At 46.4% G+C, this 13,719-nt stretch carries 11 protein-coding genes; 3 read left to right on the forward strand and 8 right to left on the reverse strand.

What is annotated here, in order from left to right; all coding sequences use genetic code 11:
* Positions 1 to 25: 25 nt before the first annotated feature.
* The gene (locus DXN05_RS11225; protein ID WP_116847343.1) at positions 26 to 1,339 is read right to left on the reverse strand and encodes an NAD(P)/FAD-dependent oxidoreductase; all 1,314 of its coding nucleotides are present in this window, start codon (positions 1,337 to 1,339) and stop codon (positions 26 to 28) included.
* A 186-nt stretch (positions 1,340 to 1,525) separates the two neighbouring features.
* Here DXN05_RS11225 and DXN05_RS11230 point away from each other — a divergent pair, with 186 nt between their 5' ends.
* The 3 genes from DXN05_RS11230 (at position 1,526) to DXN05_RS11240 (ending at position 4,076) form a co-directional block, all read left to right on the forward strand.
* Entirely contained in the window at positions 1,526 to 2,545 is a 1,020-nt protein-coding gene (locus DXN05_RS11230; RefSeq protein WP_116847344.1) for an isoaspartyl peptidase/L-asparaginase family protein, read from the forward strand.
* A 249-nt stretch (positions 2,546 to 2,794) separates the two neighbouring features.
* On the forward strand, positions 2,795 to 3,508 hold the full coding sequence (locus DXN05_RS11235) for a copper homeostasis protein CutC (protein WP_116847345.1): 714 nt from the start codon (positions 2,795 to 2,797) through the stop codon (positions 3,506 to 3,508).
* A gap of 10 nt (positions 3,509 to 3,518) precedes the next feature.
* The gene (locus tag DXN05_RS11240; RefSeq protein WP_116847346.1) at positions 3,519 to 4,076 is read left to right on the forward strand and encodes a hypothetical protein; all 558 of its coding nucleotides are present in this window, start codon (positions 3,519 to 3,521) and stop codon (positions 4,074 to 4,076) included.
* Here DXN05_RS11240 and DXN05_RS11245 read toward each other — a convergent pair.
* From DXN05_RS11245 to DXN05_RS11275, 7 genes are all read right to left on the reverse strand, one after another.
* Positions 4,022 to 5,275 (reverse strand): tetratricopeptide repeat protein, encoded by a 1,254-nt coding sequence (locus DXN05_RS11245; protein ID WP_116847347.1) that lies wholly within the window; start codon positions 5,273 to 5,275, stop codon positions 4,022 to 4,024. The genes DXN05_RS11240 and DXN05_RS11245 overlap by 55 nt on opposite strands.
* Positions 5,272 to 6,597: an ATP-binding protein gene (locus DXN05_RS11250; RefSeq protein ID WP_116847348.1), complete on the reverse strand. Its 1,326-nt coding sequence runs from the start codon at positions 6,595 to 6,597 to the stop codon at positions 5,272 to 5,274. The genes DXN05_RS11245 and DXN05_RS11250 overlap by 4 nt, the downstream gene beginning before the upstream one ends.
* Before the next feature lie 589 nt (positions 6,598 to 7,186).
* Positions 7,187 to 8,419 (reverse strand): phosphoglycerate dehydrogenase, encoded by a 1,233-nt coding sequence (serA, locus tag DXN05_RS11255; protein ID WP_211330024.1) that lies wholly within the window; start codon positions 8,417 to 8,419, stop codon positions 7,187 to 7,189.
* A gap of 100 nt (positions 8,420 to 8,519) precedes the next feature.
* A complete protein-coding gene (locus tag DXN05_RS11260; RefSeq protein ID WP_116847580.1) occupies positions 8,520 to 8,771 on the reverse strand; it encodes a type B 50S ribosomal protein L31 in 252 nt (83 codons plus the stop codon).
* Between the two features lie 146 nt (positions 8,772 to 8,917).
* On the reverse strand, positions 8,918 to 9,409 hold the full coding sequence (locus tag DXN05_RS11265) for a YajQ family cyclic di-GMP-binding protein (RefSeq protein WP_116847349.1): 492 nt from the start codon (positions 9,407 to 9,409) through the stop codon (positions 8,918 to 8,920).
* 273 nt (positions 9,410 to 9,682) lie between these two features.
* Complete coding sequence (locus DXN05_RS11270; protein ID WP_116847350.1) at positions 9,683 to 12,139, reverse strand: TonB-dependent receptor domain-containing protein; 2,457 nt, start codon at positions 12,137 to 12,139, stop codon at positions 9,683 to 9,685.
* A gap of 324 nt (positions 12,140 to 12,463) precedes the next feature.
* Positions 12,464 to 13,630 (reverse strand): prolipoprotein diacylglyceryl transferase, encoded by a 1,167-nt coding sequence (locus DXN05_RS11275; RefSeq protein WP_116847351.1) that lies wholly within the window; start codon positions 13,628 to 13,630, stop codon positions 12,464 to 12,466.
* Between the last annotated feature and the right edge of the window lie 89 nt (positions 13,631 to 13,719).

The following is a 13,719-nucleotide window of genomic DNA, read 5'->3' on the forward strand; positions in this document are numbered from 1 at the left end:
TTTAAACCCTTAAACATTTGAACTACTAATGCGTCGCTGCCGGCGTTTCGCGCACGCTGGAATGTTCTACCACCCGTGGCTTGTAAAACTCCTTGAACAGCAAACGCAGGCTCTGGTCGTATGTGAAATATTTGTACATCCAGTTGATGAAGATCTGCATGCGGTTTTTAACGCCCAGGATTAATACCAGGTGCAGGAACATCCAGATGAGCCATGCCAGGAAGCCCTTTACATGCAATTTGGGTACCGGTATGTCAACCACAGCCAGGTTACGGCCTACGGTAGCCATACTTCCTTTGTCTTTGTATTCAAAATCAATTAGTTCCGAAGTTTGACCACTATTTATCCTGATCAGGTTTTTCGCCAGTGTTTTGCCCTGGTTAATGGCTACATTGGCCAGCTGCGGGTGCCCGTGATCGTATTTTGGGGTTTCCATGTAGCTGAGATCGCCGATGACGTAAATGTTTGAACTGCCTTCCATGCGGCTCTGGCGATTGACTTTAATGCGGTTGCCACGTACAATCAGCGCCGGGTCAACACCAGCTGGCACATTACCCTTAACACCTGCGGCCCAGATCACCGTTTTGGCGGGGATTTTTTCGCCGGTGCTCAGCGTTACTTCCTCGCCGTCGTAATCTTTAACAATGGTGCCCGTACGCACAATTACGCCCAGTTTATTTTCCAGGTAGCCCCGGCTGTCTGTGCTGCTTTTGGCGCTCATTACGCCCAATGTTTTGGGTGAGCCTTCCAGCAGGAAGATTTTCATTTTGGAGAAATCCAGTTCAGGATAATCGCGCGGCAGAATATTGTTGCGCATTTCGGCTACCGCCCCACTGATTTCAACACCGGTTGGTCCGCCGCCCACCACAATGATATTCAGCATCTTTTCCATCTCTGCCTGATCTTTAATCATCAGTGCATCTTCAAACTTCTGGATCAGGTGATGGCGTAACTGCAGGGCTTCGGTAGTTGATTTCATGGGGAAAGCCAGTTCCTGCAGGTTGGTGTTTCCGAAGAAATTGGTATTGGCGCCCATGGCCATTACCAGCACATCGTACTCAAATTCACCAATATCGGTTACCAGCTTGTTTTCGGCCTGTTTTACCTCTTTTACCGTTGCCATGCGAAAACGCACATTGTGACTTTTATGAAACACCTTGCGCAACGGGAACGAAATGTTGCTGGCGTCGAGACCAGCGGTAGCCACCTGGTAAAAAAGCGGCTGAAACTGGTGGTAATTATTTTTGTCTATAAGCAGTACTTCAATGCCTTTCTTGTTATTCAGCTTACGGGCCAGTTGTAAACCCGCAAACCCACCTCCAATGATAACGACTTTCATAACGAGCTATTTTAAGTGACACAAAGTTACGCTAATTTTCAATATTTTTTGAAAGTTTGAAAGCGCTTTCGTCCAATATTTCCAAAATGGTAATACTAACAATCAAGTATTTAACTCAACAAACACGCCAAAGGCTGCTTTGTTTTTTCAACCCGGGTTTCGTTACTTTAGCGAAAAATCACCGGCATGGTTCATCGCAGAAATTTTTTACAGATCGGCTCCCTTTCACTGGGCAGCCTGTTCACAGGCAAATTGTTCGCAGGCACGGCAGCAGTGCGCAAACCCATTGTTATTTCTACCTGGGGCGAAGGCATTGCAGCCAATAAGGCGGCCTGGGAAGTTCTGCGCAAAGGCGGCCGTGCACTCGACGCCGTGGAGGCCGGTGTAATGGTTACCGAATCGTCGCAGAATTGTTGCGTGGGTCTTGGCGCAAACCCTGACCGTGATGGTTATGTAACGCTCGATGCCAGCATTATGGACGAGAATGGCAATTGCGGCAGCGTGGCCTTCCTGGAAAGAATCAAACATCCCATTTCTGTTGCACGCCGGGTAATGGAAAAAACACCGCACGTAATGCTTGTAGGCAGCGGTGCACAGCAGTTTGCCATTGCCGAAGGTTTTCCATTGGAAAAACCGGGTCTTTCAGATGATGCACAACGCAATTACAAAAATTGGCTGCAGAAATCAGAATACAAACCCATTCCCAATATTGAAAATTCCGGCAACCCGCACGCGTTTGCACCACGCAAGCTCGACAACGGCGACTGGAATCACGATACCATTGGCATGGTCGCACTCGACGCACAGGGCAACCTCAGCGGCAGCTGCACTACCAGCGGCATGGCGTTTAAAATGCGTGGCAGGTTGGGAGATTCCCCTATTATTGGCGCCGGTTTGTTTGTAGACAATGAAGTGGGCGCCGCCACTGCCACCGGCCTCGGCGAAGAAGTGATTAAAATATGCGGCACCCACCTGGTGGTAGAACTGATGCGCCAGGGACTGAAACCGGAAGAAGCCTGCAAACAGGCAGTAGAACGTATTCTCCGTAAAAACAAATACCAGAAACGCGACGATCTTCAGGTAGGCTTTATCGCCATCAACAAGCAGGGCGAATACGGCGGCTACTGCATCCAGGGCGGTTTTAATTTTGCAGTATGTTATGCAGATGATCACAATGTGCTCATTGAATCAAAACATTTTCAGTAAAAGAAGAAGTTCAATATGTTCAAGAGTTTCAAAGTTCAAGTCGGGATGTTTAAGGGTTTAATGTTTGAAGTTTAACGTTGCAGGATGAAGAAGTTCAATATGTTCAAGAGTTTCAAAGTTCAAGTTGTGTCGTTTAAAACATGAAACAATTGAACCATGAAACAATTGAACCATGAAACAATTGAACTATGAAACAATTAAACCGTGAACCATCTTTGCCCGAAGGGCGATCCACCTAACCATCATTCCATGTTACTCGAGATAGCAGTATTTAATATTACATCGGCCATTATTGCACAGCGGGCGGGCGCCGACAGGATTGAATTGTGTGAAAACCCGTATGATGGCGGCACTACGCCTTCGTATGGTACATTGAAGAAAGTAAGGGAACGCATCAGTATCCCGGTGTTCCCGATTATACGCCCGCGTGGTGGTGATTTTTTGTATTCCGATGAGGAGTATGCGGTGATGCTGGAAGAAATCAAGCTCTGCCGCAGCCTGGGTTATGACGGCGTGGTGCTGGGGTTGCTGCTGCCGGATGGTACAATTGACGAGGCACGCACTGCCCGTTTAGTGGAAGCAGCCTACCCGATGGAAGTTACTTTTCACCGTGCATTTGACCGTTGCGCGCAGCCGCTTGAAGCGCTTGAAACCATTATTGCATGCGGTTGCCAGCGTATACTTACCAGCGGACAGGTGCCCAATGCCTGGGATGGCCGGGAGCTGCTAAAACAGCTGGTGCACAAAGCAGCTGACCGCATTATTATTATGCCCGGCAGCGGCGTGCGCAGCAGCAACTGCAAGGCTTTGGCCGAATTTACCGGCGCTGTTGAATTACATTCTTCGGCCCGTAAACAAACACCGTCTGCCATGCAGTTTGAGGTGGCGGGCATGCAGGAAGATTTGAGCATGACCATTGCAGACGAAGCCGAGGTACATGCGATACTGGCCGCATTGAAGTAAAAATCATTGTATGAATATCCGCACCGCATTGCTGGAAGACAAAGTACAAAACCACGCCAAGGCCCAGGCAGTGGCAGATTATGCTGTTTCTTCTGCAGCGCGGTTTAAACAATTGATGCGGTGCTTTCTTGACCAGGATTACCGGCTGGCACAGCGCGCCGCATGGAGTGTGTCGTGGGCAGCGCGCAAGAAACCGGAAATGGTGCAGCCGCATGTGAAAGAACTGGTATCGCAATTAAGCAAAACCGGTGTGCATCCTGCCGTTATCCGCAACAGCGTGCGCGTATTGCAAACCATGAACATACCAGAACCGTTGCATGGTGAACTGATGCAAAGTTGTTTTACACTGATAGAAACACATGAAACACCGGTGGCCATAAAAGCATTTGCACTAACGACATTGGGAAAGCTGGCGGCCATTTACCCGGATATTATTCCTGAATTGAAATTGCTTGCCGAAAGCCGCCTGCCGCACGAAACAGCAGCATTCCGGCAAAGGGCGCACAAGCTTTTTCAGGCATTGAGCAAGCTGCCTGCCCACATACAGGCGGCTAAGGCAATTAAATAAACACTGCGGCAAACCGTAGCCGCATCTGCTGAAATAAAACTTGAAGCAATTGTAATCAAACCCAATACCAGCAAGGCCTGCAGCATTACCTGCTTTTTACCGCCCCTGAATATTTTTACCGGGAAATGCATTACGTTGAATAAGATGGAAAACGATGCCAGGATAGCTGCATTCCAAAACCATTCCTCCCCATAAAATATACCTACGCCACACATTGCCAGCGCAACGGCGAATACACAGGTTACTGAAAAGGCACTCCATTTTTCGCTGTTGTCTAATGCATATCGCCCATAAGGTGATACTAACAAATAAGCATTGGCCAGTGTATTGCCCAGCCAGGTGAATAATACCAGTACTATATAAACACCGATGATCACCTGCCCTATCATATCGCTCCTGGTGCCGGTATTGCTATCTCTCGAAAAAAAGCTCACCAGCAACCAGATACCGACAATAAAACCAATGCGCAATGCTTTTGACTGGCGGCTCATCCACAAATGATATTGCAGCAGCCAGCGGTACAAAGTAAGCTTGCACTTGAGCGCGGTTTTGTAACCGTTCTTGGCGTACTGGCTGTTTGGGTTGATGCGCAGCGCTTCCCTGAAATGTTCCATGGCCTTTTGCGGCTCGTTTTTTTCCAGGTATACCCATCCGTAATTCACATGCGTTTGCGCATCTTCGGGATCTATCTGCAGGGCACTCTGTATCGATTCCATGGCATCATCTTCCAGGTTCAGCCGTAGCAATGCTTTGGAGCGTGCATTCAGGCACGATACATCTTTGGCATTCTGCCGTAAACCCTGTTCGGCCGCTTCTACAGCCTGGCCATATTTTTTCTGTGTAATGTAAATATTGGCCTGCAGTGAAAAATAACCGGCATGGTGCGGATACAAGCTAATGGCCTGCTGCAGGTAATGCATGGACTTGTCCATCTTGTTTTTCTGGTACCAGGCAAACGCCAGCAGGTAATACAGGTAGTCGTCACCTGCATCAAGCCCCACGCATTGCTGAAACAGTGCGATGGCCTCATCTACCTGTTTGTTATCGAGCCTGCAATGCCCGATTATCTGCAATGCATCTACATCGTTGGGGTTGCCCTGCAGTACTGCCGATGCCTCTGCTTCTGCTTCTTTATACCGTTTCTGTTTCAGCAGCAAACGCGCTCTTTCTATATAATGATACTTATTCTGTTCGATCATTTTTTGAGGTTAAGGTACCGCAGGATATCGTCGTACAAACCCGTTTCATTGGCATACAATGCGTAATTGCGGGCAGTGGTAAACCATTCACCGGTGGTAGGTTTGTGTTGTTTAACGGCTTTCAGCAGGTCTTTCTGCGTTACAGGCTGCAATACGCCTTTGGCCAGTGATTCTTCCAGTTTCTGCTCTATCGCTATGTCTACCACAGCCTGCAGATCGGCACCTGAATAATTCGCGGTAAGCTTTGCAATTTGCGCAGTATCAATTGATTCTGCCGGTTTTTCTTTTAATATCGATGCCAGTATTTCGCGGCGGCTTTCTTCATCGGGCGGCGCTACAAACAGTACCCGGTCAAAACGGCCCGGGCGACGAAACGCACTGTCCACGCTCCAGGGGGCATTGGTGGCTGCCAGTACCAGCACGCCATCGTTGCTGTCTTTTACCCCATCCAGCTCTGCCAGAAACTGGTTGATGATTTGCCGCATGGCGCTCTGGCGCATGTCTGTTCTGCTGGCGCCCAATGCATCTACTTCGTCAATAAACAGTACACAGGGTTTATTGCGGCGTGCCACCTGGAATATTTCGTGCAGGTTCTTTTCGCTGTTGCCAATCCACATATCCAGTATGTCGTGCAGACCAAGACTGATAAACTTAGCAGAAATTTCGCCTGCCGTTGCTTTGGCAATAAAGGTTTTACCACAGCCCGGAGGGCCATACATCAGTATGCCGCCGCCTGTTTTTTTGCCAAAAGCTTTATACATCTCCGGGTTGCGGAGCGGGTGTATTATTTTGAGCGAAATCTCGTTTTTCAATTGCTTCATGCCGCCTACCTGGCTAAAGTTGAGTGAAGGCTTTTCCATGAAATACCTGTGCTCATTGGCCAGTTCCTGCAGCAACGCTTCTGATTCCATGCCCATTTCCATGCCTGGTAAACGCAGGGCCTGGTCTATCTCTGCATCTTTAAAATCAGGCTGATCGTGCAGTAGCTGTTCGTACAATTCACGCGCAGGCGTGAGTGAGTTTTCTTTCAGCAGGCAGCGGATAAACAGCAAACGGCTGTCGTTGTCCAGTGCATGCTGCTCCTGCAATTGTTCAAACAGAATGATGGCCGGAGAGTATTTCTGCTGGCGGTAATAAACAGTTGCCAAACCGGTAAGCGCCTTTGTATTGTCATGCTGCAGTTGCAATACCTGCGCAAATTGTTCAGATGCCTCAGCCAGCTGATTTTCTTTCAGCAACAGGCCGGCCAGGTGCAGTCGCAACGGGATATTGTTGGGTGATATATGCACCGCCTCTTTTAACTGTTCAATAATTTCATTCATAAATGCCTAATAAAATGATCTGCTAAAGAATCCTCGATTCCGGTTGTACGAATGCGCCCTCAAAATACAAAAATTAAGTGAGAGATAACGGCCGGCGGCGGCACTGCAGCATGGACAAGCGTGGTTCAATTGCCGGGGAGATGGTTCAATTGTTTCATAGTTCAATGGTTCAATTGAACTTTTAAACTTTTGAACCTTTGGAACATTGGCTAAGCGTGGTTCAATTGCCTGGGGGAGATAGTTTAATTGTTTCATAGTTCAATGGTTCAATTGAACCTTTAAACTTTTGAACCTTGGAACATTGGCTAAGCGTGGTTCAATTGCCGGAAAGATGGTTCAATTGTTTCATAGTTCCATGGTTCAATTGAACTTTTAAACTTTTGAACCTTTGGAACATTGGCCAAGCGTGGTTCAATTGAACTTATTGAACTTTTGAACCTTTTAAACTTTGTTAAGTTTCCCATCAACATGAAACGTTAAACTTCAAACATTACACCTTTAACCCATGCCAAAGAAAAAGCGGAGCCATTGTGGTGGCCCCGCGGTAAGGTATTCGTATGGAATCAACTGAAGACAGTTTGCATGCGGCTTAATACAGCAAACGCAGCTTGATGGTATCTTTCAATTCTTTCATGAGTTCAATGGCCTGTTTGGATAATTTGCGATCTACATCAAGCACCACGTAGCCAATTGAATCGTTTGTTTTCAGGTACTGGCCAACAATGTTGATATGGTGGTTGGACAGCTGGGTGTTAATCGCACTTAATACACCGGGTACGTTGTTGTGGATGTGCAGAATACGGTGTGCACCATCTACCGGCGGCAAACCGATGGCAGGTACGGTATGTGAACCGTTGGTAATGCCTTTCTCGAGATAGTTGAACAGTTTTGCGCTCACATCTTCCCCAATATTTTGTTGCGCTTCTTCGGTAGAGCCGCCAATGTGCGGGGTAAGAATTACGTTGGGCAACCCCTGTAATGGTGTTTCAAATTTATCGCCGCTTTTTTCAGGCTCCCATGGAAACACATCAATGGCTGCGCCGCTCAGGTCACCATCTTTCAATGCTTTGGCCAGGGCTGGCAGTTCTATCACTTCTCCCCTTGCGTAGTTAATGAGTATGCTGCCTTTCTTGAAATATTTGAGATTGGTTTTGTTGATCAGGTTTTTAGTCTGCGCAGTTTCCGGCACGTGCAGTGACACAATATCAGCCTGTGATACCAGCTCTTTCAGGCTTTTGCAGGATGAAGCATTACCCAGCGGCAGTTTGGTTTCCACATCGTAAAACAGCACTTTCATGCCCAGCGCTTCGGCCAGTACGCTTACCTGTGAGCCGATGTTGCCATAACCTACCAATCCCAGTGTTTTGCCACGTACTTCAAAACTGCCTTTGGCATCTTTCAGCCATATGCCTTCGTGTGCGGCTTTGTTTTTATCGGCAATGCGGCGGATGAGCATAATAGATAAACCAATCACCAGTTCAGCCACGCTGCGGGTATTGCTGTAAGGCGCATTAAATACCACCACACCCTGTTTGGTGGCAGCTTTCAGGTTAACCTGGTTTACGCCGATACAGAAACAGCCAATGGCCTGTAGCTTTTTGGCGGCGTTCAGTACTTTTTCGGTGATCTGTGTTTTGGAACGAATGCCAAGCAGGTGTACGTCTTTAATTTCTTTGATCAGCTCGTCTTCGCTGAGGGCGCCTGACAACTTTTTTACATTGGTGTAACCGTTCTGTTTGAATAACTGGACTGCTTTGTCGCTGATGTTTTCCAGGAAGAGGATATTGATTTTCTCTTTCGGATAACTGGTTGCTGGAATCATAGTTGTTCGGTTGCTTTATTGACTAAAAAACAAAATCCCCCCGGACAAGTTGTGCCGGAGGGATTTGCGTATGTGATTTACTGCATTGCTGCAGCAAACATTATTTTTTCTTTTCGTAACGTTTTTTGAATTTGTCGATACGACCGGCGGTATCAACAAGCACGTTTTTACCAGTATAAAAAGGATGCGAAGTATTCGAGATCTCCAGTTTAATTACCGGGTACTCGTTGCCGTCTTCCCATTTTACAGTTTCTTTTGAGCTGGCAGTTGAACGGCCCAGAAATGAATGACCGTTACTCATGTCCTTAAACACAACAAACTTATAGTTTGCAGGATGGATACCTTGTTTCATAATTTTTAATTTAGGCCGCACGGTTTTTGCCGTACTGTTATTTTTAGGAAACGCGAAATTAAGCCAAAATGAACGGTTAAGCAAATAAATCTGAAAATGAGGATAACTGCAAAGCAGTCTTCAAAATATCCACAACAACCCCGCTCCTAGCTTTTCATATTCACAAACTGCAGCGGAATGCCCAGGCTGGCGCTTTTACACAAGGCAATGGCTTCCTGCAGGTCGTCGATTTTTTTACCGGTAACACGTACAATTTCGTCCATAATCTGCACCTGCACCTTTAAACCGCCGTCTTTTATGAGTTTTACGATCTTCTTGGCATCTTCCTGTTTCAAACCGTTGGTTACCGGCACTTCTTTTTTCACCACTTTACCGCTGGGATAGGCGTCTTTTTCAAAGTTGAAGGCAGTGCCTTCTATTCCCTGTTTAATGGCCCGGCTGATCACTACGTCAATGATTTGTTTCATTTTCATATCACTCTCGGCCTCAAGGTTTAAAATATAATCCTTTTTGTTTAACTCGATGCTTACCGGCGAATCCTTAAAATCGAAACGGTTGGAAATTTCCTTTTTAACGGTATTAATGGCATTATCAAGGGTTTGCAAATCAACCTTACTGGTGATGTCGAATGATGGCATATGGTAAACTTTGCGCAAAGATAATAATCGAAGCATAAAACCATGCCTCCGTGAAATCCATCTAAAAAAAATGCCCCCGATGAAAATCAGGGGCCGGATTCCTATATAATGCACATGAGAAACTTATGTCAGATTTATTATAATTAAAGTTGCTAATGAACTTCAATATATCATTGCCAAATAAGGACAAACGGGTGATTCCGTATTTGACTGGCGCAAGGTAGATATTTGCAGATATTTACTTGCTTTTTAATTGTTAAGAAAAGTTTGCAGCTAGTTGCCGCCACCTTTTTTCACCCTGTTTTGTTCTTCATCACTGGCACTGCTGCCTTTACGGCTTGGTGATGCAGATACCCCTTTGCTGAACCGGTAGGTGAAAGAAATATTGACTACCCTGTTATCCCAATGGTTCTTGATCACCATGTCAACATTCTGGTAGCGGCTGTAACCCCTGAAATACTGCAGGTTGGCAAAGTCGCGTATGTTGAGTTTGATGGTGCCTTTCTTCTTCATGATCTGTTTGCTTACCGCAAAATTCATTAAGCCCATTGGTTTTGATACGATGGTACCTTCTACGCTGCTGCTACGGTAAAAGCCGCTCAGCTCCAATCCCCAGTTGTGTTTCAGCTCAAACTGGTTGCTGAAATTGGTCATAAAATTAAAGCCGCTTACATCCAGTATGCCTGTGTTCACAAAGCCCTTAAAGTGGTTGTAGTTGCCTTGTCCGTACAGGCTTATTCTCCACCATTTGGTGAGCTGTTTGTTAAAGCTCATGCTCGCTGTAAAGGTTGTTGTTGCGGCAATGTTGGCCTTTGTCTGAAACGAGGTACGTGTGCTGTCTACCTGTTTCAGCACATCCATGATAATGTCGTTTGTTCTGCTGAAGCCGATGCTGCTGGTTAATACACCACCATAGGTATGGTTCAGTTCAATGTTATGGCTGAACTGTGGTTTCAGGTATGGGTTACCTACCTGGTAGGTATACTTGTCAAGGAAATAATAGAACGGGTTCATGTCCTGGTAATCGGGGCGTTCTATTCTTCTGCCATAACTTAAGCTGAATTGGTTTTTATCGTTCAGCGTATAACCGATATACGAAGTCGGGAACAGCTGTGTATAGTTGCGTTTAAAATTCTGGTCGGTGGTAAGCTGGTCACCGCTGGCATTGGTGTTTTCCATACGCAGCCCTAACTGTCCGCTCCATTTTTTAGAGAACTGTTTATTGAGGTTTACGTAAACGGCGTTGATGTTTTCTTTGTAAATAAAGTGGTTGCTACGGCCTGCGTCTTCTATCCATTTATCGTTCTGCAGGGTGGAGTAAAGTGCATTGTTGTCGGTTTTTACATAGCTTGATTTGGCGCCTGCTTCAAACTTGGCGTTGTGTTTCAGTGGGTGCGTGTAATCAACCTTGGCGCTGTAAATATTGATATTGCTGGGCAATTCACCCCTGATAAATTCGTCGGGCTGTGTTTTGCTGTTGCTGTTATTGTAAAAGATATTCTGGAATTCCTGGTGGTTGCCAGAGCTGTAGTGAATATAATCCAGGTCGGCTGTTAACTCCCTGCCTGCTGTATCAAATGTATGGCGCAGGTTAAAGTTGGTGCCCACATTGTTGAAGTGATCGCGCTGTATGTTGTGTGCTAATGTTACGCTATCGAGCGTACCATGCGCATCAAGAATATTGGTGGTGTTATTGCTCGAGAAGCTGCCGTGTTCCAGGTAACCGTTCACTACAAAACCGATGGTTGTTTTTTTGCTGGCCGTAATATCCATACCGGTTTTAAATGTGTGCGACTGGTAGTTGGGCTCCATTTTCGTGAATTGCTGAAACACGTTGAGCAGTTCATAAGTATTCTGATCCCTAAAGTTGCGGGTAAGATCGAGTGTCTGGTAACCTTTATTGTAATTGTAGCTGTAGTTGCCAAATAAATTTACTTTACCGGTGCGGTAGTTGATGTTAAAGCTGTTGTTCGATTTGGGATTGTGACCAATGCCTGCCCCCAGGGTAACACTACCGTTAAGCCCTTTCATTTTCAGCTTTTTTGTGCGTATGTTGATAACGCCTGAATTGCCTGCAGCATCATATTTGGCAGGCGGGTTGGTCATTATCTCAATCTGGTCAAGGTTGGTGCTGGGCATGTTTTTAAGCAGGTTGGCCAAATCGGTTGCGCTCAGGTAGGTAGGTTTGCCGTCTACCAGTATCAGCACACCACCCTTGCCTTTCAGGCTTACGTTGCCGTCTTTATCTACTGTAATGCCGGGTGATTTTTCCAGTACATCCAGGGCGCTTAAGCCGGCATTGGACGGACTGGCATCTACATTCACCACTGTTTTATCGAGATGTTGTTCTACGAACTGCTTTTTAGCGGTAACCACTACCCCGTTCAGCTCCTGGCTGGCTGCAGTTAATTCAATGGCAGCCAGTTTATGATCGTGCTGCTGTTCAGTTAATGCAAAGGCGGCGGAATAGTATTTCTGGTACCCCATGGCATCTACCTGCACCAGGTAACGGCCGTTTTTGATATGCTCCAGCAGAAAATTGCCCGATTTATCTGTAAGTCCTGCCTTTACAAGGGAGGAATCTTTGGCGAGTAACAGGTTAATGGTTGCGGATTCAACCGGTTTGGCTCCGGCGGCGAGTTTGCCGGAAATGGTTCCATCCTGGATATTTTGCGCCTGGCTGGTAACAGCTGCTCCCAACAACACTATGACGCTCAGTAGTTTTCTCATGACCCCTATGTTTAGTACTTGTTTTTGTTAATTACAGTACAAATCTAGGTACTATGCATAGCACAGTACATTGTTTTGTAAGTGAACGGCAATAAAAAAGGATGAATGGCTGGCCCGTTTACCGAACCTATACGGGGTTTGCTACCAAATGTTACAGGCAGCCGGTACTGCAAATGATAAGCGGCAGAAAATGCGGATGAGCGCCCCGGAAGTGGCCGGGATGAATGCCTGGTGATGGTATGCACATGATTTTAGGGTTGTTTTGGCGAGAACAAACAAGCACGCCCATAGTAAGGCGTGCTTGCGCAAGATGTTTATGGTGGTTTATTCCGCTACGGGATACAGCTTGGTTTTGATTTTTGGGGCATAAATATATAAAACCACACCGGCAATCATTAAGCAGGTGGATATAATTTCCGCCTGTGTCGGGTGCAGGCCCAAAAAGTTCTGTTTGGTATTTACGCGGATTTTTTCAATCAGGAAACGTTCAAGTCCGTTTACGAACAAGTAGATGGCAGTTAAGCGGCCGGCCATGGTAATGCGTTTGCGTAAAAACCAGAGCAGTCCAAACAAGGCAAGTGACATCACTATTTCATATAAAGGTGTGGGGTAAACCGGCTGCGCAAGGTGCGTACAGTAATCGCCCCAGTCGCAGTTGAGTAAAGGCACGCCTTCCCTGTTTACATTGTGCGGGTAATCGTACGCCCAGGCCCAATCCGGCAAAAAGCCAAATGGGTTTGGCCTGGTGTTCACAATACCCCAGTCGCCGTCTCCGGCCACCTGGCAGCCAATACGGCCCAGTCCATAAGAAAGCATCAATGCAGGTGCCATGGCATCGGCCATATGTACCACACTGATATCGTATTTGCGGATATACACAATAATGGCGATGGTAGCGAGTATTAAGCCGCCGTAAAAGGTAAAACCGCTTGCAGAAAACAGGTTGCCAATGGGGTCTTGTATAAAACGATCCCAGTTTTCGAGATTGTCGAATATTTTGGCGCCGATAAAACCTGCAACAGCAGCAATAATGGTAATATCACCCACGCGGTCGCTTGGCCAAATGCGCACGATGCGTTGTTCTGGCTTATCCAGCTTGTTTTTATTCTTCTCCTGCCATTTCAATCCCATAAACAGCAAGCCGAGCATAATACCGGTCATCCAGCTGCCGTTCCCGGAGAAAATAAAGGTCTGCGGATCGTTGAGGGCACCTTTAATGAAGAATACACCCAGTATTTTAAAGCCGAATATAAAACCGAGTATGAAGTTAATCACCAGTTCACCGGTGCTGGCGGGACTGCCAACAGTTATGGTTGTTTTGGTATAGGTGAATAAGCCCTGGGCCTGTTTGCGACGCAGCTCCTTAACAATAAAAAAGGCCGCTGCCAGAAAAGATAAAGCTACCAGGCAACCAAAACTGTTGAATATTTTCAATGGAGTAAAGCTGATGCCAAAAAGATCTTTAAACGCGTAATATAAATTTGGATACATCCTGTAGCTATTTCAATGAGTTGCAATGATAATAAAAAAACGGGCAAAAAAAATCCCCCTGAAGAAACAGGGGGAGACTATTTACTAAC

The sequence above is a fragment of the Deminuibacter soli genome (assembly GCF_003412455.1).
GTDB lineage: Bacteria > Bacteroidota > Bacteroidia > Chitinophagales > Chitinophagaceae > Deminuibacter > Deminuibacter soli.

What these genes read in the sequence shown, in the direction of transcription:
- serA (WP_211330024.1), bottom strand. Translation starts at nt 8,419, where the DNA reads ATGATTCCAGCAACCAGTTATCCGAAAGAGAAAATCAATATCCTCTTC.
- DXN05_RS11245 (WP_116847347.1), bottom strand. Translation starts at nt 5,275, where the DNA reads ATGATCGAACAGAATAAGTATCATTATATAGAAAGAGCGCGTTTGCTG.
- DXN05_RS11235 (WP_116847345.1), top strand. Translation starts at nt 2,795, where the DNA reads ATGTTACTCGAGATAGCAGTATTTAATATTACATCGGCCATTATTGCA.
- DXN05_RS11240 (WP_116847346.1), top strand. Translation starts at nt 3,519, where the DNA reads ATGAATATCCGCACCGCATTGCTGGAAGACAAAGTACAAAACCACGCC.
- DXN05_RS11230 (WP_116847344.1), top strand. Translation starts at nt 1,526, where the DNA reads ATGGTTCATCGCAGAAATTTTTTACAGATCGGCTCCCTTTCACTGGGC.
- DXN05_RS11225 (WP_116847343.1), bottom strand. Translation starts at nt 1,339, where the DNA reads ATGAAAGTCGTTATCATTGGAGGTGGGTTTGCGGGTTTACAACTGGCC.
- DXN05_RS11265 (WP_116847349.1), bottom strand. Translation starts at nt 9,409, where the DNA reads ATGCCATCATTCGACATCACCAGTAAGGTTGATTTGCAAACCCTTGAT.
- DXN05_RS11260 (WP_116847580.1), bottom strand. Translation starts at nt 8,771, where the DNA reads ATGAAACAAGGTATCCATCCTGCAAACTATAAGTTTGTTGTGTTTAAG.
- DXN05_RS11270 (WP_116847350.1), bottom strand. Translation starts at nt 12,139, where the DNA reads ATGAGAAAACTACTGAGCGTCATAGTGTTGTTGGGAGCAGCTGTTACC.
- DXN05_RS11275 (WP_116847351.1), bottom strand. Translation starts at nt 13,630, where the DNA reads ATGTATCCAAATTTATATTACGCGTTTAAAGATCTTTTTGGCATCAGC.
- DXN05_RS11250 (WP_116847348.1), bottom strand. Translation starts at nt 6,597, where the DNA reads ATGAATGAAATTATTGAACAGTTAAAAGAGGCGGTGCATATATCACCC.